The following is a 17,381-nucleotide window of genomic DNA, read 5'->3' as shown; positions in this document are numbered from 1 at the left end:
TTGCTTTAAGCTAAGGCTTCACTTAATCACGCTGTAGGTATTCGTGTGGATAGTTTGTTGTTGGTGTTCTTTATTTGCTTGGCGTTAGGTGCGTTTGTCGGTTTTATGGCAGGATTATTAGGTATCGGCGGCGGCTTGATTGTCGTGCCTGCATTGCTTTATATTTTGCCATCGGTCGGTATTAGCTCTACTCAGCTACCCCATATTGCGATTGCCACTTCGCTAGCCGCCATTATTCTTACCTCTATTTCATCGGCACGTGCCCACCATAAGCGCGGTAATGTGCCTTGGGAATTGTTCAAATCAATGTTACCGGGCCTGATTATAGGCGCGCTGGCTTCAGGTTTTATTGCTGAGCGTATTCCTGCTGATGCTTTACAGAAAGGTTTTGCCATCTTTGTGATTTTAATGACAATTCAAATGGCTTATCCCGTAAAAGCCGAATCAAATCGCCAATTACCTAATTCAGTCGTGCTTTTTGTTGTATCGGCTTTGATTGCGGTTTTGGCCGGTTTGACAGGAATAGGTGGCGGTATACTGATAGTGCCATTTTTGACTTTTTATGGTTTACAGATGCGTCAAGCCGTAGGTTTTTCTGCTGCGATGGGCTTTTTAATCTCTCTTTCTGGCAGTTTCGGCTATATTATTGCGGGCATGAATGCCCCTGAATTGCCCTATGGTACCTTAGGCTATATCTATTTACCGGCGTTATTTGGCTTAATCATAACCTCAATTTTAATGGCTCCGGTTGGTGTGAAGGCTGCAAGCACTTGGCCCACCCCAGTCCTTAAAAAAATATTTGCACTTTTACTCCTTTGTGTCGGTCTCAAATTAATTCTGAGCTGATTTTTAGTTTTTAGCCCTCAATTTGAGGCTGTTGATGGATAAGTTATGGCATTGAATTTTCCCAATATCGATCCTGTGATCGTGAAGTTTGGTCCCTTTGATATTTTTGGACAAACCTTTGAACCTGCGCTGCGTTGGTATGGATTTACTTACTTAGTGGGTTTTGTGGCGGCGATGTGGTTACTCAATCGCCAGGCTGATCGTTCCAATGGTTTATGGACGAGAGAGCAGGTTTCCGATTTACTGTTTTATGGCTTCCTAGGGGTGATATTAGGCGGTCGTATTGGCTATGTGCTCTTCTATCATTTTGATTATTTTCTCGCTAGTCCAATGTATTTATTTAAAATTTCAGAAGGCGGCATGTCCTTTCACGGTGGTTTGATTGGGGTGATTACCGCCATGATTTATATCACTTGGAAGCAAAAGCGTACCTTCTTTGCCGTGGCGGATATGGTGGCGCCCGTGGTGCCTATTGGTCTTGGGGCCGGCCGTATCGGTAACTTTATTAATGGTGAGTTATGGGGCCGCGTGACTGATGTGCCTTGGGCTATGGTGTTCCCAAGCGGTGGACCAGAACCACGCCATCCCTCGCAGCTCTATCAATTTGCTCTTGAAGGTGTTGCATTATTCTTGCTCCTTTATTGGTTCAGTAAACGTACTAAGAAAGTCGGCGCAGTATCGGGTATGTTCTTACTAGGCTACGGTATTTTCCGCGTGATTGTCGAAACGGTAAGGCAACCTGATGCACAGTTAGGCCTCTATTGGGGCTTTATGACAATGGGGCAGATCCTCTCAGTGCCGATGATCCTCTTCGGTTTATATTTAATTCTTCGTCCAGAGGGTAAGCAGTAATGCAGCAGTATTTAGACTTGATGAAACACATTTTAGCCGAAGGTGTGGATAAATCAGACCGTACAGGTACAGGCACTCGCTCGGTGTTTGGCTATCAAATGCGTTTCGATTTGAGTAAGGGGTTTCCTTTAGTCACAACGAAAAAGTGCCATATGCGCTCGATTATCCATGAGCTGTTGTGGTTCCTGAAAGGGGAGACCAATATTGCTTATCTGCGTGACAATAAGGTCAGTATTTGGGATGAATGGGCAGATGAAAACGGCGATTTAGGCCCTGTGTACGGCGCGCAGTGGCGCAGTTGGCCGACCCAAGGTGATGAGGCTATCGATCAAATTTCGCAGGTCATTGCGCAAATTAAATCGCAACCCGACTCGCGCCGTTTGATTGTCTCTGCATGGAACGTGGGCGAGCTGGATAAAATGGCACTGGCGCCATGCCATGCGTTTTTCCAGTTTTATGTCGCCGACGGCAAATTATCCTGCCAGTTGTACCAACGCAGTTGTGATGTATTTTTAGGTTTACCATTCAATATCGCCAGCTATGCGTTGCTGACGATGATGGTCGCACAACAATGTGATTTAGCCTTAGGTGACTTTGTTTGGACGGGTGGCGATACACATTTATACTCCAACCATATGGAGCAAACTGCGTTGCAGTTGACCCGTGAGCCAAGATCTTTACCCACCATGACAATTTTGCGTAAACCTGCCTCTATTTTCGATTATCAATTCGAAGACTTCGAACTGACCCACTACGATCCACATCCACATATCAAAGCGCCTGTTGCCGTTTAATGGCGAATTAATCGACCAACACCTCGGAATAGCCGAGGTGTTTTGTCGAAACTAACGATTATACTTGTTCATTTTCTTCGTCTACACTCAATCTATTATGATTTTTGGGAGTGCAAGATGGAAAAAGCGATTAGAAATTTTTTAAGCCAAGAGTCTGCAGGCGGCATCCTTTTATTGATTGCCGTTGCCTTTGCCATGTTGATGGCCAATTCTCCTCTCGCGGGACTCTATCAAGGTTTTCTCGGTACTGAAGTACAGGTGCGTGTCGGTGCACTCGATCTGCATAAGCCATTGTTGCTGTGGATTAACGACGGTCTAATGGCGCTGTTTTTCTTGCTGATTGGTTTAGAAGTTAAGCGCGAGCTACTCGAAGGCGCATTATCGAGTGTGGCACAGGCTTCTCTGCCAACTTTTGCTGCCATTGGTGGCATGTTAGTGCCTGCGGGAATTTATCTTTTATTTAACTATGGTGATCCTATCACTCAAGCGGGTTGGGCAATTCCTGCAGCGACGGATATTGCTTTTGCTTTGGGGATCATGGCGTTGCTAGGTAGCCGCGTACCCGTTGCTTTAAAGGTCTTTCTGCTGGCATTAGCCATTATCGATGATTTAGGCGTTATTGTGATTATCGCCCTCTTCTACAGTACCGATTTATCAACCATTAGTTTAATCATTGCCAGTGTTGCGATTGTTGGTTTAGTTGCTTTAAACCGTAAAGGGGTGACCTCATTAGCACCCTATGGTGTATTAGGGCTTATCCTGTGGGTTGCAGTGCTCAAGTCAGGTGTTCATGCCACATTAGCGGGTGTCATTATTGCCTTCTGTATTCCTCTTCGGGCAAAAGATGGAAGTTCGCCTTCTGAGCATTTAGAGCATAGTTTACACCCATGGAGCACCTTCCTAATTCTGCCTGTATTTGCCTTTGCTAATGCTGGGGTCGCTTTAGGAAACATGAGCTTAGATACGCTTATTTCCCCTGTGCCAGTGGGGATTGCGTTGGGATTAATGTTAGGTAAACCGATAGGGGTGATGCTGTTTAGCTTTGTTGCTGTCAAGCTTAAGTTGGCACAGTTGCCTGATGGTATCGGTTGGAAACAGATCGCACCCGTGGCGGCGATGTGCGGGATTGGTTTTACCATGTCGATGTTTATTGCTTCGTTGGCATTTGAGCAGGCAGACCCTATGTTCGGCGATTTAGCACGCCTTGGCACCTTGATTGGCTCAATTCTCGCAGCCTTGATCGGGTATTTCTGGTTATCAAAAGTGTTACCAAAAAAAGGAGTATAACTATGATAAATATGAAATTAGTGGGAGTTGCTGCATTGTTAGCATTATCTTCAAGTGCCATGGCTTCGCAAATTGATGCCTGCAACAAAGATGTCGCATCACAAACCTGCCAAAGCTATCTTGAGGGGATAGTTGATGGGGCATTAATGTTTAAACCTGAGGCATTAGGCGCGAGGCTTGAAACCAATGGTTACGAGTCTAGAGCATTAAAATACCGTGGCGGTAAACGTTTCCAAGAAGCAAACCGTACTTATTGTGCTAGTCGAATTCCTGATCGTGACAGTTTAGTCTCTGGGGTGACTGAAGCGGTTAGCACTGGTACTGCCGCAGATTTAGAGCAACTTCAAGGAATCGTTGTTAACTTATTGGATTGCCAGCGTTTAAAATAGCGTTATTGACTCATTATTTGTTAAGCTGGGTCATTGCTACCCGATATGCCACAGCATAGATGCTGTGGCATCCCTAATAGGAAGCTCATTGGCGATGCTCCATCTCAATTACAACCATCTTTACTATTTTTGGATGATTAAGAAAAAGGGCTCTGTGGCAAAAGCTGCAGAAGCCCTTTATTTAGCTCCACAAACGATTACTGGGCAAATCCGCGCCTTAGAAGACAGGCTAAACGGTAGCTTATTTAAACGTGTCGGCAGAAATCTAGAAGCGACAGAGCTCGGAGAGCTCGTCTTTCGTTATGCCGATAGAATGTTTTCTCTCAGTTATGAGATGCTCGATTTACTTAACTATCAAAAAGATGACGCTATTCTATTTGAGGTTGGGATTGCTGATGCTTTATCGAAAGCCTTATCAAGTAGAGTGTTGCTCTCGGTTGTTCCTAATGATGGCTCTATGCACCTTGCCTGTTATGAGGCGACCCATGAAAGCTTAATGTCTCGCTTACGCGAGCATAAACTCGATATGATCCTTTCAGACTGTGCGGGCGAGTCACTTAAATATCCCGAAATTCTATCGAAAAAACTGGGTGAGTGTGGTGTGAGTTTCTTTTCTGCTGAAGCTTACAGTGCGGATTTCCCTGCCTGTTTAGAGCAAGGGCCGCTATTGATCCCCGGCCGTAGAACTTCGCTCGGTCAGCAACTATATCGTTGGTTTGATGAGCAAAATCTTAAGGTGAGTATTTTAGGTGAGTTTGATGATGCGGCCATGATGAAGGCTTTTGGTTACCTTAAGCGCGGTATCTTTGTCATGCCGTCGATTTATCCCCAAGAAGTGATTTCCCATGGCATGCATTTACTCGGTGAGACCTTAGATGTGAAAGAAGAGTACCATGTGATGTTTGCCGAACGGATGATCCAGCATCCTGCTGTTAAACGCCTCCTAGAAACGGATTTTAGTGATTTATTTGCCGGATTAGATACTCAAGTTAAGCAGTATTAAACTTGTGTTTCAACAACGCTTGCATCGACACTCCATGGACTGAACTGGTAGACTAAGGCGAATTTTGTTTTGGGAGAGATTAACTTGGAGTTAATGAACATTGCACGGGTCCGTTGGGCATGTCGCCGCGGAATGCTCGAATTAGACGTTTTGTTCCAGCCCTTCGTTGAGAATGTTTATCAGGATTTGTCTGATGAAGATAAAGTCCTGTTTATTCGTTTGCTCGAGTGTGAAGATCCTGAATTATTTGCATGGTTTATGGGTCATGAAGTTTGCCCTGATCCTGAGCTTGCCCGCATGGTAGTGCAAGTCCGTGGCCGAGCTGCGCCATAGTTTTAGTGTAAAAGCCTCCTTTGACCAACGTCTCTCGTTGGTCGTATTTGTTTGTGTCTGTAGCACTTCTTTACTTCTCTGGCCAGAAACGGATACCGCAGTACTACATGGACTGAGGGCTATACTCGCCGTCTTAATATTGGGATTCTTGTGCTCTCAGTTATGGCAACTGAGGAAATGGCATTGCCGTTTTGAGCTTAATGGTCAAGGAGAAGGCTGGCTATCAACGGGGGAGGCGTTTCACGTATTGCCCAGAACTTGGGTAACGCCGTTTATCTGCTTGGTTTATTATCAATCTGCAAATAAGTTGCATCTCTTACCTCTATGGGCGGATATGTTTAGTGATACAGATTATCGCAACTTGTGCAGGCTATTACTTAAAGTTAAAACTCAGGCGGTGAGCCAACACGAACTACTTTAATCTAAATCTGAATCTGAACTATGAGTGATGCGACTTTCACACCGTCTAAATAACAAACGGGCTATATCCTTGTTAAGATTTAGCCCGTTAAAAGCGTTTAAGTTAAGCTATCCGCTTATTTTTCAGGTTGCAAAATGGTCGGTAGCGGAGAAGCTGACTTTTCAGGATGGTCAATATTATAGTGCAGCCCTCGACTTTCTTTACGTTCCATCGCGCAGCGAATAATGAGTTCCGCCACTTGCACTAAGTTACGCAGTTCAAGCAGGTTATTGCTGACTCTGAAGTTGCTGTAATACTCTTGGATTTCCTGCTGCAACATCAAGCAGCGGCGCAGTGCACGCTCTAAGCGTTTATCTGAGCGTACGATACCCACATAGTCCCACATAAACAGGCGCAGTTCGTGCCAGTTGTGGGCGATAACGACTTCTTCATCAGAATTAGAAACTTTACTTTCATCCCATGCGGGGATTGGGCCTGGTAAGGGGATTTTATGCAGTTGACTCTCAATATCTTGGGAGGCTGCCCGCGCAAATACCAAGCACTCAAGCAGCGAGTTACTTGCCAAGCGGTTGGCGCCATGCAGGCCTGTATAAGCGACTTCACCAATGGCATAGAGACCATTGAGATCGGTTTGACCATGTAAGTCTGTCATCACCCCACCACAGGTATAGTGGGCTGCCGGGACGACCGGAATAGCGTCCTTTGTAATATCAATACCGAGTTCTAAGCAGCGACTGTAAATCGTCGGGAAATGCTTCATTACAAAGTCAGCATCTTTATGGCTGATATCCAGATACACGCAATCGGCACCGAGACGTTTCATCTCATAGTCAATAGCGCGGGCAACGATGTCACGGGGAGCTAACTCTGCACGTTCATCAAAGTCTGGCATAAAGCGGCTGCCATCAGGGCGACGCAAATAGGCACCTTCACCGCGCAGTGCTTCGGTGAGTAAAAAGTTACGGGCATCAGCGTGGTATAAGCAGGTTGGATGAAATTGATTGAATTCCATGTTGGCAACGCGGCAACCTGCACGCCATGCCATCGCAATACCATCACCACTAGCCACATCGGGATTTGAAGTATATTGGTAAACCTTAGAACTACCGCCAGTGGCTAAAGCGACAAACTTAGCCTTGATGGTTTCAACTTGCTCGGCATTTCGGTTCCACACATAGGCACCTAACACGCGATTACCGGGGCGATTTAATTTGCGGGTGGTGATAAGGTCGATGGCGTTATAGCGCTCTAAAACTTGAATGTTTGGATGGGCGAGGGCACGTTCTTGCAGTGTGGTCTGCACCTCTTTGCCCGTTGCATCCGCAGCATGTAGAATGCGTCTATGGCTATGGCCGCCTTCGCGGGTAAGGTGATAAGGGGCATCTTTAGCATTGTTCCCCGTGGCTTCTTCTTTATCGAAAGCCACGCCACATTCGATTAGCCATTGCATTGCACTCTTGGCGTTTTCGGCGGTAAAAGTCACCACCTCTTTATCGCACAAACCAGCACCAGCCACTAATGTATCGGCTACATGGGATTCGATAGTATCACTTTCATCGAAGACGGAGGCGATACCGCCCTGCGCGTAGTATGTCGACCCTTCCGAGAGAGGGCCTTTTGAAAGCAGAATTACGTTTGCTTTTTCAGCAAGATGCAAAGCTAGTGTCAGACCTGCGGCACCGCTACCTATGACTAATATGTCAGATTGGTGTTCAACTACTTGTTTCATCGGGTATCATGCTATGACTGAGAGTACCATCTATGGTAAACCAACTGACGAATTATGGGTACTTTCCTTTTAACCTTACTTTTTTTGTATAATTCTTAGAACTTTTTCAAAGCACGCGAGTCTACATAAGTGAATATGATTCGAGCGACTGAGAAATCAGCATTTTAGATTTGGGAGAAGTCGGCTCGGATGAGTGGACAAATAAGTGATCAACAATTAGTTGAGCGCGTACAACGGGGAGATAAAAACGCTTTTAACCTGTTAGTGCTTAAATATCAGAGTAAAGTGATTAGCTTGATTTCGCGCTACGTGCGTAACCAAGCCGACGTTGCTGATGTAGCACAGGAAGCGTTTATTAAAGCTTATCGAGCTTTGCCAAACTTTCGTGGTGAAAGTGCGTTTTATACCTGGTTGTACCGCATAGCCGTTAATACGGCTAAGAATTACCTCGTATCACAGGGGCGCAGAGCGCCTGCAAATGATGTCGATGCCGAGGATGCCGAATATTATGAAGGTAGTGATGCGCTAAAGGAGTTTGCCTCCCCAGAGCGACTAATGTTATCGGATGAAATCAAGAAAGTGGTTTTCGAAACATTAGAAACATTGCCGGAAGAATTACGTATGGCGATTTCATTGCGTGAACTCGATGGGATGAGTTACGAAGATATTGCCATCATCATGGATTGCCCTGTTGGAACGGTAAGATCTCGAATTTTCCGAGCCCGTGAGGCAATCGATAAAAAGCTTCAGCCTTTGCTGGAAGCCTAAATTCTTATTTTAAGAAACCCTTAAATTTAGACAGGTGAACAATGGATAAATTAGGTCAAGAATGGGTATCAGCCGCTGTCGATGGAGAGACAGATGTGCAGACGATGGCAGAACTTGCTGCCGATACGCATTCACATAATAAATGGCGTAACTATCATTTGATAGGTGATGCTATGCGGGGTGAATTACCCCAGACTATGGCGTTAGACCTTAGTGCAAGTATTGCTGCTGCAATTGAGCTTGAGCCTGCCATTGTCTCGCCCCAAGCCAAGGCTCCGATAGGCGTTACTGAACAAGTTACAACGGATAAAAACCGCGTAGTGCCACTATTTAAGCAGTTTGGTCAGTATGCAATTGCCGCTACTGTGGCCATGTTTGCCATCGTCGGCGTACAGAACTTTAACCAAACAGCTGATGATGCCGCGTCGCCATCACCTGTGCTTGTTACTCGTCCTCTGATGGGTAGTGCGTCGCCAGTGAGCTTACAGACGGGGCCTGTTCAACAAAATCAGAGCTACACTAATGACCAAATGAACGAGCAACGTCGCCGAATTAATACGTATATACAGGATCATATGTTACAACAACGATTGAATACGGGTGCCGTTGTAGAAGACAATAGCGAGGTTATTCCCGTTCCTGTCAATCAGTAGTAAGGAGTTAGCTTGCGTCTAATCCTGTTGGCTTTGTTAGCCTTGGTATTTCCTGCGGTGGCGCAGGAAGATATGCCTGCCAAAGTCTGGCTTGAGAAAATGAGCCAGGCTTTAAAAGAGAAAGAATTTAAAGCATCGATTATACAACTTCAGGCCGACCATATTCGGCCTTTGGTTTATCTTCACGGTAAGGTGAATAATCAAGAAGTTGCCTTTCTTGAGTACCTCAACGGTCCTCCCAAAAATGCGGTAAGAGTGGGCAATAGAGTCACCTTTATCGAACATGACCAACCTGCGTACAGTATCATCTCTAATCATATTCAGGGCGTGTGGCCTGCGGCTTTCTCATCAAAAATGAGCGATTTAGAAGTGGGTTATCAATTTGTATTAGGTGGCCGCACTCGCATTGCTGGGCGCCCAGGGCAAATGATCCGCTTGTTGCCTAATGATGAATACCGATATGGTTTCCAAATCTGGTTAGATATGGACACCTATTTGCCACTCAGATATGACATGTTGACTCAAGATAAGCAATTGCTTGAACAACTAATGGTGATTGAATTAATTGAATTTAGCGAGCCACCATCGATTCTACAGGAAGCCTACAAGCAAGAATGGCCTGCTGTGATCGATCAAGCTGAACGTCAAGATGGACAAAATTGGCAGTTTTCTTGGCTCCCCGCTGGATTTAGCGTAGTAGTGCGTGATCATCACCGTTTGATTGGTAGCCACGAGGCGGTTGAATATATTGCCTTGACTGACGGCTTAGCCAATATTTCTATTTATGTTGCTCGGGCTGGAGCAACGCCATTGCCTGAAGAGTTAATTACGCGTAATGGCTTATCTTTAGTGTCAGAAAAAGTCGGTAATGCTGAAGTGGTGGCTGTGGGTAAAGTGCCAACTGAGACCTTAGCCCGTATCGCGAAAAGTTTGATGTTAAAATAGAGCGGTTCATCATGATGGAAGAAGTGGCGCGGGTTGTCGCCTGTGATAATCAAGGTTGGCTCACCGTTGAGGTCGAGCTTAAAAGCACCTGCAAGAGTTGCAGTAGCAGTGAGTCCTGCGGGACGTCTGCTGTTGCACAGGCTTTTTCTGCAAAGACACAGCAATTCTCTATTCAGAGTGAACGTGCCTGTGAGGTTGGTGAACTGCTAAAGCTGGGGCTACCAGAGAGTGTTATCTTGAAAGCGGCTGCCTTGGTTTATTTGACGCCACTCTTCGGCTTATTTGCGGGTGCATTATTAGGGCAGTTTTTTGCTAGTTTGTTAGTAATCAATTCGGATCTCTGTGCGATAGGCTTTGCTGCTTTAGGCGCGTTAGCCGCTTGGTTCTTTGGAAAACGTAAGGCAAAACAGCTTGAAGTAGATTCGCAACCTGTGATTTTAGCTTATTTAGGCACAGGGATCAGTTTAGATAAATTATCTTTTTGATTTCATGTTGTTATTGATTTCAATTAGACAATAAACTTTTGCTGAGGGCGGCATTTTTCGACATAAAGACAACTATGAGTGAATCTGATTGGTATTGAATCCGCAATCAGGTACAATTTCCCACCTTTGAACCGTATCCATTTTTCAGTATTAGTCATAGCAGCATAATGAAACACATTAGAAACTTCTCAATTATTGCCCATATCGACCATGGTAAATCGACGCTGTCAGATCGTCTTATTCAGGTTTGTGGCGGTTTAAGCGACCGTGAAATGGATGCACAAGTTCTTGATTCTATGGATTTAGAACGTGAGCGCGGTATTACCATTAAGGCGCAGAGCGTTACGTTGGAATATACAGCCAAAAATGGCGAAACCTACCAACTCAACTTTATTGACACCCCTGGTCACGTCGACTTTTCCTATGAAGTATCTCGTTCATTAGCCGCCTGTGAAGGTGCGCTGCTTGTGGTGGATGCTGGCCAAGGCGTTGAAGCTCAAACGCTGGCAAACTGTTACACTGCGCTGGATATGAATCTGGACGTGGTACCTATCCTGAACAAAATCGACTTACCTCAAGCTGATCCTGAGCGTGTTGCCGCCGAGATTGAAGACATCGTCGGTATTGATGCGATGAACGCGGTGCGTTGTTCTGCAAAAACCGGTGTGGGTATTGATGATGTATTAGAGGTTATCGTCGAGCAAATTCCACCGCCAGAAGGCAATCCAGATGCGCCGTTGCAAGCCCTCATTATTGACTCGTGGTTTGACAGCTACTTAGGCGTTGTTTCTTTAGTGCGTATTAAACATGGCGTGCTCAAGAAGGGTGATAAGTTCAAGGTGATGTCTACAGGGCAAAACCATACCGCAGATCGTGTCGGTATTTTCACGCCAAAACAAACCGATAAAACTGAGCTAAAAACTGGTGAAGTTGGTTTCGTTATCGCAGGTATTAAAGAAATTCACGGTGCGCCAGTGGGTGATACCTTAACACTGGCTAAAAATGGTGCCGATAAGCCATTACCCGGCTTTAAAAAAGTGAAGCCTCAGGTTTATGCTGGTGTGTTCCCGATTTCTACCGATGAATATGAAAACTTCCGTGATGCACTGAACAAACTCAGCCTGAACGATGCCTCATTGTTCTTTGAGCCTGAAAGTTCATCTGCGTTAGGCTTTGGTTTCCGTATTGGCTATTTAGGCCTGCTCCACATGGAAATCATTCAAGAACGTTTAGAGCGCGAATACGATCTTGACCTCATCACGACCGCACCTACGGTAGTCTATGAAGTGCTGATGACCAGTGGTGAGACTATCTATGTTGATAATCCAGCAGATTTGCCTGCAATTAACAACATCGAAGAGATGCGTGAACCGATTGTTGAAGCCAATATTCTGGTACCAAAAGAATACTTAGGTAACGTAATTACGCTGTGTATCGAAAAACGCGGTACTCAAGTGAATATGGTTTACCACGGTAATCAAGTGGCCGTGACTTACCATCTGCCAATGGCGGAAGTGGTGATGGACTTCTTTGACCGCTTAAAATCAACTAGCCGTGGTTATGCGTCATTAGAGTACAACTTTATCCGCTTCGATCCGGCGGACATGGTGCGCTTAGATATTCTGATCAACGGCGACCGCGTGGATGCGCTGGCGATGATTATTCACCGTTCGAATATTCGTCACCGTGGTTTGGCGTTGGTTGAGAAGATGAAAGAGCTTATTCCGCGGCAGATGTTTGATATCGCGATTCAAGCCGCGGTCGGTAGCCAGATTATTGCCCGTTCTACCGTAAAAGCGTTACGCAAAGACGTAACAGCTAAGTGTTATGGTGGTGACGTTTCCCGTAAGAAGAAACTCTTAAATAAACAAAAAGAGGGTAAGAAACGGATGAAACAAGTTGGTAACGTTGAGGTGCCACAAGAGGCGTTCTTAGCGGTACTTAAGCTAAACGAGTAACACTCGAGATAACACAATTTAGCTATTATTGCGCCGCAGTTTGCGGCGCTTTACTTAGCTTATCGTATGTTTTGTGGTGTTTTTTTATAAATGCGGTAAGTTAACTAAAGTTCGCGAGTCGAAATACAATAGTCGCTGAGTTTAGATCTTTACATTTCAAGGCAGGAGTTCAATACGTAATGGCAGCCTATTTTTCCATTATTTTAGTGCTAGTCACTCTGATTTCAGGGTTGATCTGGTTAGTCGATGTGCTGGTATTTGCGCCTAAACGCCGTGAAAGCTTAGCCTTGGCCAAGGCTTCTCAGGCCAATTTAACTGAGGAAGCCGAATACAATATTATCCGTGAACCCACTGTGGTTGAGACTGCGCACTCTATCTTCCCGGTGATTGCCTTTGTGCTGATCCTGCGCTCGTTTATTTATGAGCCATTTCAAATTCCATCGGGTTCAATGATGCCAACGCTGTTAGTGGGCGATTTTATTCTGGTTGAAAAGTTTAGTTATGGCCTAAAAGATCCCGTATGGCGCACTAAACTGATTGAAACGGGCGAGCCCAAACGTGGTGATGTGATCGTCTTTAAGTACCCAGAGAATCCTCAGGTTGATTACATTAAGCGTGTTGTAGGTTTACCGGGCGATAGGATTATCTACCGCAATAAACAGTTGATGATCCAAAAGGCCTGTGGCGCGGAGCAAACCAATTGCCCTGAGCCAGAACTGGTGGCGCGTACCGAAATCAGCCGTGGTGATTACAGCCAAGATGGTGTGCCTTTACTGCGTTATAAAGAGCAACTCGGTGAAGTGGCACACGATATTTTAATTAATCCAAGCCGTCCTGATATGTTGGGTTATTTCAAGCGTGATGGCAATTTACCCGCGGGTGAATTTCTTGTTCCCGAAGGCCATTACTTTGCGATGGGTGATAACCGCGATAACAGTACCGACAGCCGTTTCTGGGGCTTTGTCCCTGAAGAAAATCTTGTCGGCAAAGCGGTGGCTATCTGGATCAGTTTTGAGTTTGACCGTTCAAAAGCCGATTTCCTGCCAACCTGGGTACCAAGCGGTGTGCGCTTTGAACGTGTAGGTGGAATTCACTAGTATGGAACCGATTAAAAATTTGCCACGTTTGTGTCGTACATTGGGCTATGAGTTTAAGAATATTGACCTTCTAACCCAAGCGTTGACCCATAGAAGCGCGGCAAATAAGCACAATGAGCGTTTAGAGTTTTTAGGTGATTCGATTTTATCGATAGTCATTTCGGATGCCTTATATCATCAGTTTCCTAAGGCGACTGAAGGTGATTTAAGCCGGATGCGCGCCACTTTAGTGCGTGGCGATACGCTGACCTTGATTGCTCAAGCCTTTAAACTTGGGGATTATTTATTCCTCGGTCCTGGCGAATTAAAGAGTGGCGGTTTTCGACGCGAGTCGATTCTGGCCGATGCGGTTGAGGCGATTATTGGTGCGATTTACTTAGATTCGGACCTCGAAGTGTGCCGTGAGCTGTTGCTTAAATGGTATGCCGAGCGTTTATCTGAGATTCAACCCGGTGTGAATCAAAAAGACGCTAAAACCTTACTGCAAGAATATTTACAAGGGTTAAAGAAGCCGCTACCCGATTACCAAGTAATCAACATAGAAGGCGATGCCCACGATCAAACATTCACCGTTGAATGTCGTATAGATGACTTGAGTGAAAGCGTGATTGGCGTTGCGAGCTCACGCCGCAAAGCCGAGCAGATTGCCGCGGCTCAAGTATTGGAGTTACTTAAGAAATGACCAAAAAAACAGACTTGCCAGCTGTCGATGCCGCTAACGCGAGCAATGAGCCGAGCTTAGATGAATTACTGGCAAGGATGAATGCAGCGAGCGCAGCAGCGCCGTCTGTTCACTATGATGTGACCTACTGTGGCATGGTGGCCATTATTGGCCGTCCTAACGTGGGTAAATCGACCCTGCTGAACCGTTTGCTTGGGCAAAAGATCAGTATTACCTCGAAAAAACCGCAAACGACGCGTCATCGCATCATGGGGATCCATACCGATGGTCCACGTCAAATCGTGTTTATCGACACACCGGGTCTGCATATTGAAGAGCAGCGTGCGATTAACCGTTTGATGAATCGCGCGGCGGCGAGCTCGCTTGCCGATGTGTCTATGGTGATTTTTGTGGTCGATGGCATGACATGGACCGCCGATGATGAGATGGTGTTAAGCAAACTTCGCCGTGGCGGTGAAGAGCGTAAAACCGTTTTAGCCATCAACAAAGTCGATAATATCAAAGACAAAGAAGCCCTTTTCCCTTATTTGGAAGAAGTGGCCAAGAAGTATCCCTTCGATGAGATCCTGCCGATTTCTGCCAGTAAGGGCACTAACGTTAAGCGCATTTTAGATATGGCGGCAGAGTCTCTGCCCGAGAATCCATTCTTCTTCCCCGAAGATTATGTGACCGACCGTTCGCAGCGTTTTATGGCCTCTGAAATTGTCCGCGAAAAACTGATGCGCTTTTTAGGTGATGAATTGCCCTACGATGCGACGGTTGAAATCGAGCAGTTTAAGATGATGGAAAATGGGGTTTACCAAATTAACGCCCTGATCCTCGTCGAGCGAGAAGGCCAAAAGCGGATGGTGATTGGTAGCAAAGGCGAACGCATCCGTACCATCGCTACACAAGCGCGCCTCGATATGGAAACCTTGTTTGATAACAAAGTGTTCCTCGAAGTCTGGGTGAAGGTTAAATCCGGTTGGGCCGATGATGAACGCGCCCTGCGAAGCTTAGGTTACGGTGACGATTAATAGTTACTGATGATAGGCCTAGCCTGACCATGAACGAGCGCGCAGATTGATGAAACGGGGTTATGTTTTGCATCATCGCCCCTATCGGGAGTCTAGCGCGCTGGTCAATCTCCTGGTCGACGGGATTGGGCGTGTCGATGCCGTTGCGCGTGTCGGGAGCGGTAAACGCTCCATCAAAAGTATCCTTCAACCTTTTCAACCGCTGATTTTTGAATTTAGCGGTAAATCAGAACTCAAAAACATCAGCCAAATTGAAGCGGCCGCGCCAGCCGTGCCTTTATCGGGTTATAGCCTGTATGCCGGCATGTATATCAATGAGTTGCTGATGCGTACTCTGTCGGTTCACCATAATGCCGAGGCGTTATTTCTCATCTACCACCAAGCCTTGGTAGGACTTGCGGCGCAGTTTTGTGAATCGAAGCTGCGATACCTTGAGCTAGCGCTTTTGCGGGAACTTGGGGCCATGCCATCCCTTATTCGCGATACCCAAGGTGAACCGCTGATCCCTGAACATTACTATCAACTCGTGCCAGAACTGGGTTTTCAATTTGTGTTGAACAGCAGGGCAAAGCATACCTATCAAGGGGCGATGTTAACCGCGCTTAACGATAATCAATTGTTGCAAGAGCAGTTTTTAGAGGCTAAACGGTTGATGCGGTCCATGCTGCAACCCCTGCTCGGAAACAAGCCGCTGGTGAGTCGGCAGTTGTTTATTCAAGCGACAGCCTCTAACAGAGATGGGAATAATTAGCCCTAGCTCCTGTTTTTTACTGTCTGTCCCAGTACAATAGGGCGCAAATTAGCGTTAATTCTAGCCTTACAAACATAAAGGAGTTCCCGATGAGCCGTATCTTATTGGGTGTTAATATCGACCATATTGCGACCCTGCGTCAGGCCCGTGGCACCAGTTATCCTGATCCTGTCCATGCGGCGGCGGTTGCCGAGCATGCGGGAGCCGACGGTATCACGATTCATTTACGGGAAGACAGACGTCATATTATCGACCGCGATGTGTATCTGCTGGCAAAAACCTTAAAGACGCGGATGAACTTTGAGTGTGCCGTGACTGAAGAAATGCTCAACATCGCCTGCGAAGTTAAACCGACCTACGTTTGCTTAGTCCCTGAAAAACGCCAAGAAGTGACGACTGAAGGTGGTTTAGATGTGGCTGGTCAACTCGATAAAATCACTGCCGCGGTAAGCCGTTTAGCCGCCAATGGTATTCAAGTGTCACTGTTTATCGATGCCGATAAGACGCAAATCGATGCAGCAGTCGCCTCTGGCGCGCCACTTATCGAAATCCATACCGGTTGCTATGCCGATGCCAAAACGGCTGAGGATGAGGCCAAAGAGCTTGCGCGTATCAGCGAAATGGCAAAATACGCCCACGGCAAAGGGTTGGTGGTGAATGCGGGCCACGGGCTGCATTATCACAATGTTAAGCCGATTGCGGCAATCCCTGAGCTGTATGAGCTCAACATCGGCCATGCCATTGTCGCGCGTGCGGCCATTGATGGCTTAGCGACAGCGGTTAAAGATATGAAAGCGCTGATGTTAGAAGGTCGTCGAGGCGAATAATGGCAATCGTTGGGCTTGGCACTGACATAGTTGAAATCGAGCGTATCACGGCTCATGTGGCACGTTCCGGCGATAAGCTGGCTAAACGCGTACTGACAGAGGCTGAGTTCGATATCTATCAACAGCATAGCCAACCGAGCCGCTATTTAGCTAAACGCTTTGCCGCCAAAGAAGCCGCCGCTAAAGCTTTGGGGACGGGGATTGGTCGTGGCGTATCTTTTCAGCATATCCACATTGGCAATACGACTGATGGTGCGCCGACAATTGATTTTACTGAAGGTGCGCTGCAACGTTTAGCTTTGCTCAATGGTGTGATTGGGCACATTTCAATCGCAGATGAAAAATCCTATGCCATTGCGACAGTGATCCTCGAGTCTCGCTAGTCTCTTACCTTGTACGAAAAAGGGAGCTTTAAGCTTAATGCCGTTCACTTAAGAGTGAACGGCATTTTTCTTTGGTCTAACCGGAAACTTGTTTTTGCTCATTTTAAGGACTCGTGGATATGCCCTTTCCCGTTTACCATCCAGCTTAAATTTCCGTGCATT

Annotated in this window: 20 protein-coding genes; 19 read left to right on the top strand and 1 reads right to left on the bottom strand. The window is 46.2% G+C overall.

Translation table 11 applies throughout. The features are described 5' to 3' along the window. Positions 1 to 45: 45 nt before the first annotated feature. From AEA42_RS00915 to AEA42_RS22790, 8 genes are all read left to right on the top strand, one after another. Positions 46 to 846 carry a sulfite exporter TauE/SafE family protein gene (locus AEA42_RS00915; RefSeq protein WP_037415568.1) on the top strand — a complete coding sequence of 267 codons (801 nt, stop codon included), beginning with the start codon at positions 46 to 48 and terminating at the stop codon, positions 844 to 846. A gap of 45 nt (positions 847 to 891) precedes the next feature. Next, entirely contained in the window at positions 892 to 1,698 is an 807-nt protein-coding gene (gene lgt / locus AEA42_RS00910; protein ID WP_037415571.1) for a prolipoprotein diacylglyceryl transferase, read from the top strand. Further along, a complete protein-coding gene (gene thyA / locus AEA42_RS00905; RefSeq protein ID WP_055646702.1) occupies positions 1,698 to 2,492 on the top strand; it encodes a thymidylate synthase in 795 nt (264 codons plus the stop codon). Before lgt ends, thyA begins: the two co-directional genes overlap by 1 nt. 117 nt (positions 2,493 to 2,609) lie before the next feature. Beyond that, the gene (nhaA, locus tag AEA42_RS00900; protein ID WP_055646701.1) at positions 2,610 to 3,779 is read left to right on the top strand and encodes a Na+/H+ antiporter NhaA; all 1,170 of its coding nucleotides are present in this window, start codon (positions 2,610 to 2,612) and stop codon (positions 3,777 to 3,779) included. Positions 3,780 to 3,781: 2 nt separating this feature from the next. Next, positions 3,782 to 4,168: a hypothetical protein gene (locus tag AEA42_RS00895; protein ID WP_037415577.1), complete on the top strand. Its 387-nt coding sequence runs from the start codon at positions 3,782 to 3,784 to the stop codon at positions 4,166 to 4,168. A 94-nt stretch (positions 4,169 to 4,262) separates the two neighbouring features. Next, on the top strand, positions 4,263 to 5,171 hold the full coding sequence (gene nhaR, locus AEA42_RS00890) for a transcriptional activator NhaR (RefSeq protein ID WP_037415659.1): 909 nt from the start codon (positions 4,263 to 4,265) through the stop codon (positions 5,169 to 5,171). Between the two features lie 84 nt (positions 5,172 to 5,255). Next, positions 5,256 to 5,504 carry a succinate dehydrogenase assembly factor 2 gene (locus AEA42_RS00885; protein ID WP_088586970.1) on the top strand — a complete coding sequence of 83 codons (249 nt, stop codon included), beginning with the start codon at positions 5,256 to 5,258 and terminating at the stop codon, positions 5,502 to 5,504. Then, positions 5,485 to 5,925: a protein YgfX gene (locus AEA42_RS22790; RefSeq protein WP_082389595.1), complete on the top strand. Its 441-nt coding sequence runs from the start codon at positions 5,485 to 5,487 to the stop codon at positions 5,923 to 5,925. Before AEA42_RS00885 ends, AEA42_RS22790 begins: the two co-directional genes overlap by 20 nt. Before the next feature lie 115 nt (positions 5,926 to 6,040). Here AEA42_RS22790 and nadB read toward each other — a convergent pair whose 3' ends face one another. Further along, positions 6,041 to 7,654, bottom strand: a complete 1,614-nt coding sequence (gene nadB / locus AEA42_RS00880) for an L-aspartate oxidase (protein ID WP_037415581.1) — start codon at positions 7,652 to 7,654, stop codon at positions 6,041 to 6,043. Between the two features lie 189 nt (positions 7,655 to 7,843). On the opposite strand from nadB, the gene rpoE reads away from it, so the two are divergent. The 11 genes from rpoE to acpS all read left to right on the top strand — a co-directional run bounded on the left by rpoE (position 7,844) and on the right by acpS (position 17,219). Continuing rightward, positions 7,844 to 8,422, top strand: a complete 579-nt coding sequence (gene rpoE, locus AEA42_RS00875) for an RNA polymerase sigma factor RpoE (protein WP_037415584.1) — start codon at positions 7,844 to 7,846, stop codon at positions 8,420 to 8,422. Between the two features lie 41 nt (positions 8,423 to 8,463). Further along, positions 8,464 to 9,075: an RseA family anti-sigma factor gene (locus tag AEA42_RS00870; RefSeq protein ID WP_055646699.1), complete on the top strand. Its 612-nt coding sequence runs from the start codon at positions 8,464 to 8,466 to the stop codon at positions 9,073 to 9,075. A 12-nt stretch (positions 9,076 to 9,087) separates the two neighbouring features. After that, entirely contained in the window at positions 9,088 to 10,020 is a 933-nt protein-coding gene (locus AEA42_RS00865) for a MucB/RseB C-terminal domain-containing protein (RefSeq protein ID WP_037427579.1), read from the top strand. A gap of 11 nt (positions 10,021 to 10,031) precedes the next feature. After that, on the top strand, positions 10,032 to 10,505 hold the full coding sequence (locus tag AEA42_RS00860) for a SoxR reducing system RseC family protein (RefSeq protein WP_055646698.1): 474 nt from the start codon (positions 10,032 to 10,034) through the stop codon (positions 10,503 to 10,505). 167 nt (positions 10,506 to 10,672) lie between these two features. After that, a complete protein-coding gene (gene lepA, locus AEA42_RS00855; protein WP_037415595.1) occupies positions 10,673 to 12,463 on the top strand; it encodes a translation elongation factor 4 in 1,791 nt (596 codons plus the stop codon). A 179-nt stretch (positions 12,464 to 12,642) separates the two neighbouring features. Next, the gene (gene lepB / locus AEA42_RS00850) at positions 12,643 to 13,560 is read left to right on the top strand and encodes a signal peptidase I (protein ID WP_037415598.1); all 918 of its coding nucleotides are present in this window, start codon (positions 12,643 to 12,645) and stop codon (positions 13,558 to 13,560) included. A gap of 1 nt (position 13,561) precedes the next feature. After that, on the top strand, positions 13,562 to 14,242 hold the full coding sequence (gene rnc / locus AEA42_RS00845) for a ribonuclease III (RefSeq protein WP_037427576.1): 681 nt from the start codon (positions 13,562 to 13,564) through the stop codon (positions 14,240 to 14,242). Then, complete coding sequence (era, locus tag AEA42_RS00840; RefSeq protein WP_037427575.1) at positions 14,239 to 15,258, top strand: GTPase Era; 1,020 nt, start codon at positions 14,239 to 14,241, stop codon at positions 15,256 to 15,258. The genes rnc and era overlap by 4 nt, the downstream gene beginning before the upstream one ends. 49 nt (positions 15,259 to 15,307) lie before the next feature. Continuing rightward, positions 15,308 to 16,009, top strand: coding sequence for a DNA repair protein RecO (recO, locus tag AEA42_RS00835; RefSeq protein ID WP_037427573.1), 702 nt, complete (start codon positions 15,308 to 15,310; stop codon positions 16,007 to 16,009). 89 nt (positions 16,010 to 16,098) lie between these two features. Continuing rightward, positions 16,099 to 16,836: a pyridoxine 5'-phosphate synthase gene (pdxJ, locus tag AEA42_RS00830; protein ID WP_037415609.1), complete on the top strand. Its 738-nt coding sequence runs from the start codon at positions 16,099 to 16,101 to the stop codon at positions 16,834 to 16,836. Then, positions 16,836 to 17,219 carry a holo-ACP synthase gene (acpS, locus tag AEA42_RS00825; RefSeq protein WP_037415612.1) on the top strand — a complete coding sequence of 128 codons (384 nt, stop codon included), beginning with the start codon at positions 16,836 to 16,838 and terminating at the stop codon, positions 17,217 to 17,219. Before pdxJ ends, acpS begins: the two co-directional genes overlap by 1 nt. Positions 17,220 to 17,381: the final 162 nt, after the last annotated feature.

It is taken from the genome of Shewanella sp. Sh95, assembly GCF_001308045.1.
GTDB classification, from domain to species: domain Bacteria; phylum Pseudomonadota; class Gammaproteobacteria; order Enterobacterales; family Shewanellaceae; genus Shewanella; species Shewanella xiamenensis.
The sequence above is the reverse complement of the archived record's forward strand: the minus strand, read 5'-3'. Positions and strand labels throughout refer to the sequence as shown.

Bases quoted from the DNA above. Each gene is read 5' to 3' on its own strand.
- lgt (WP_037415571.1), top strand. From the start codon at position 892: ATGGCATTGAATTTTCCCAATATCGATCCTGTGATCGTGAAGTTTGGT.
- thyA (WP_055646702.1), top strand. From the start codon at position 1,698: ATGCAGCAGTATTTAGACTTGATGAAACACATTTTAGCCGAAGGTGTG.
- nhaA (WP_055646701.1), top strand. From the start codon at position 2,610: ATGGAAAAAGCGATTAGAAATTTTTTAAGCCAAGAGTCTGCAGGCGGC.
- AEA42_RS00895 (WP_037415577.1), top strand. From the start codon at position 3,782: ATGATAAATATGAAATTAGTGGGAGTTGCTGCATTGTTAGCATTATCT.
- nhaR (WP_037415659.1), top strand. From the start codon at position 4,263: ATGCTCCATCTCAATTACAACCATCTTTACTATTTTTGGATGATTAAG.
- nadB (WP_037415581.1), bottom strand. From the start codon at position 7,654: ATGAAACAAGTAGTTGAACACCAATCTGACATATTAGTCATAGGTAGC.
- rpoE (WP_037415584.1), top strand. From the start codon at position 7,844: ATGAGTGGACAAATAAGTGATCAACAATTAGTTGAGCGCGTACAACGG.
- AEA42_RS00870 (WP_055646699.1), top strand. From the start codon at position 8,464: ATGGATAAATTAGGTCAAGAATGGGTATCAGCCGCTGTCGATGGAGAG.
- AEA42_RS00860 (WP_055646698.1), top strand. From the start codon at position 10,032: ATGATGGAAGAAGTGGCGCGGGTTGTCGCCTGTGATAATCAAGGTTGG.
- lepA (WP_037415595.1), top strand. From the start codon at position 10,673: ATGAAACACATTAGAAACTTCTCAATTATTGCCCATATCGACCATGGT.
- lepB (WP_037415598.1), top strand. From the start codon at position 12,643: ATGGCAGCCTATTTTTCCATTATTTTAGTGCTAGTCACTCTGATTTCA.
- rnc (WP_037427576.1), top strand. From the start codon at position 13,562: ATGGAACCGATTAAAAATTTGCCACGTTTGTGTCGTACATTGGGCTAT.
- era (WP_037427575.1), top strand. From the start codon at position 14,239: ATGACCAAAAAAACAGACTTGCCAGCTGTCGATGCCGCTAACGCGAGC.
- recO (WP_037427573.1), top strand. From the start codon at position 15,308: ATGAAACGGGGTTATGTTTTGCATCATCGCCCCTATCGGGAGTCTAGC.
- pdxJ (WP_037415609.1), top strand. From the start codon at position 16,099: ATGAGCCGTATCTTATTGGGTGTTAATATCGACCATATTGCGACCCTG.
- acpS (WP_037415612.1), top strand. From the start codon at position 16,836: ATGGCAATCGTTGGGCTTGGCACTGACATAGTTGAAATCGAGCGTATC.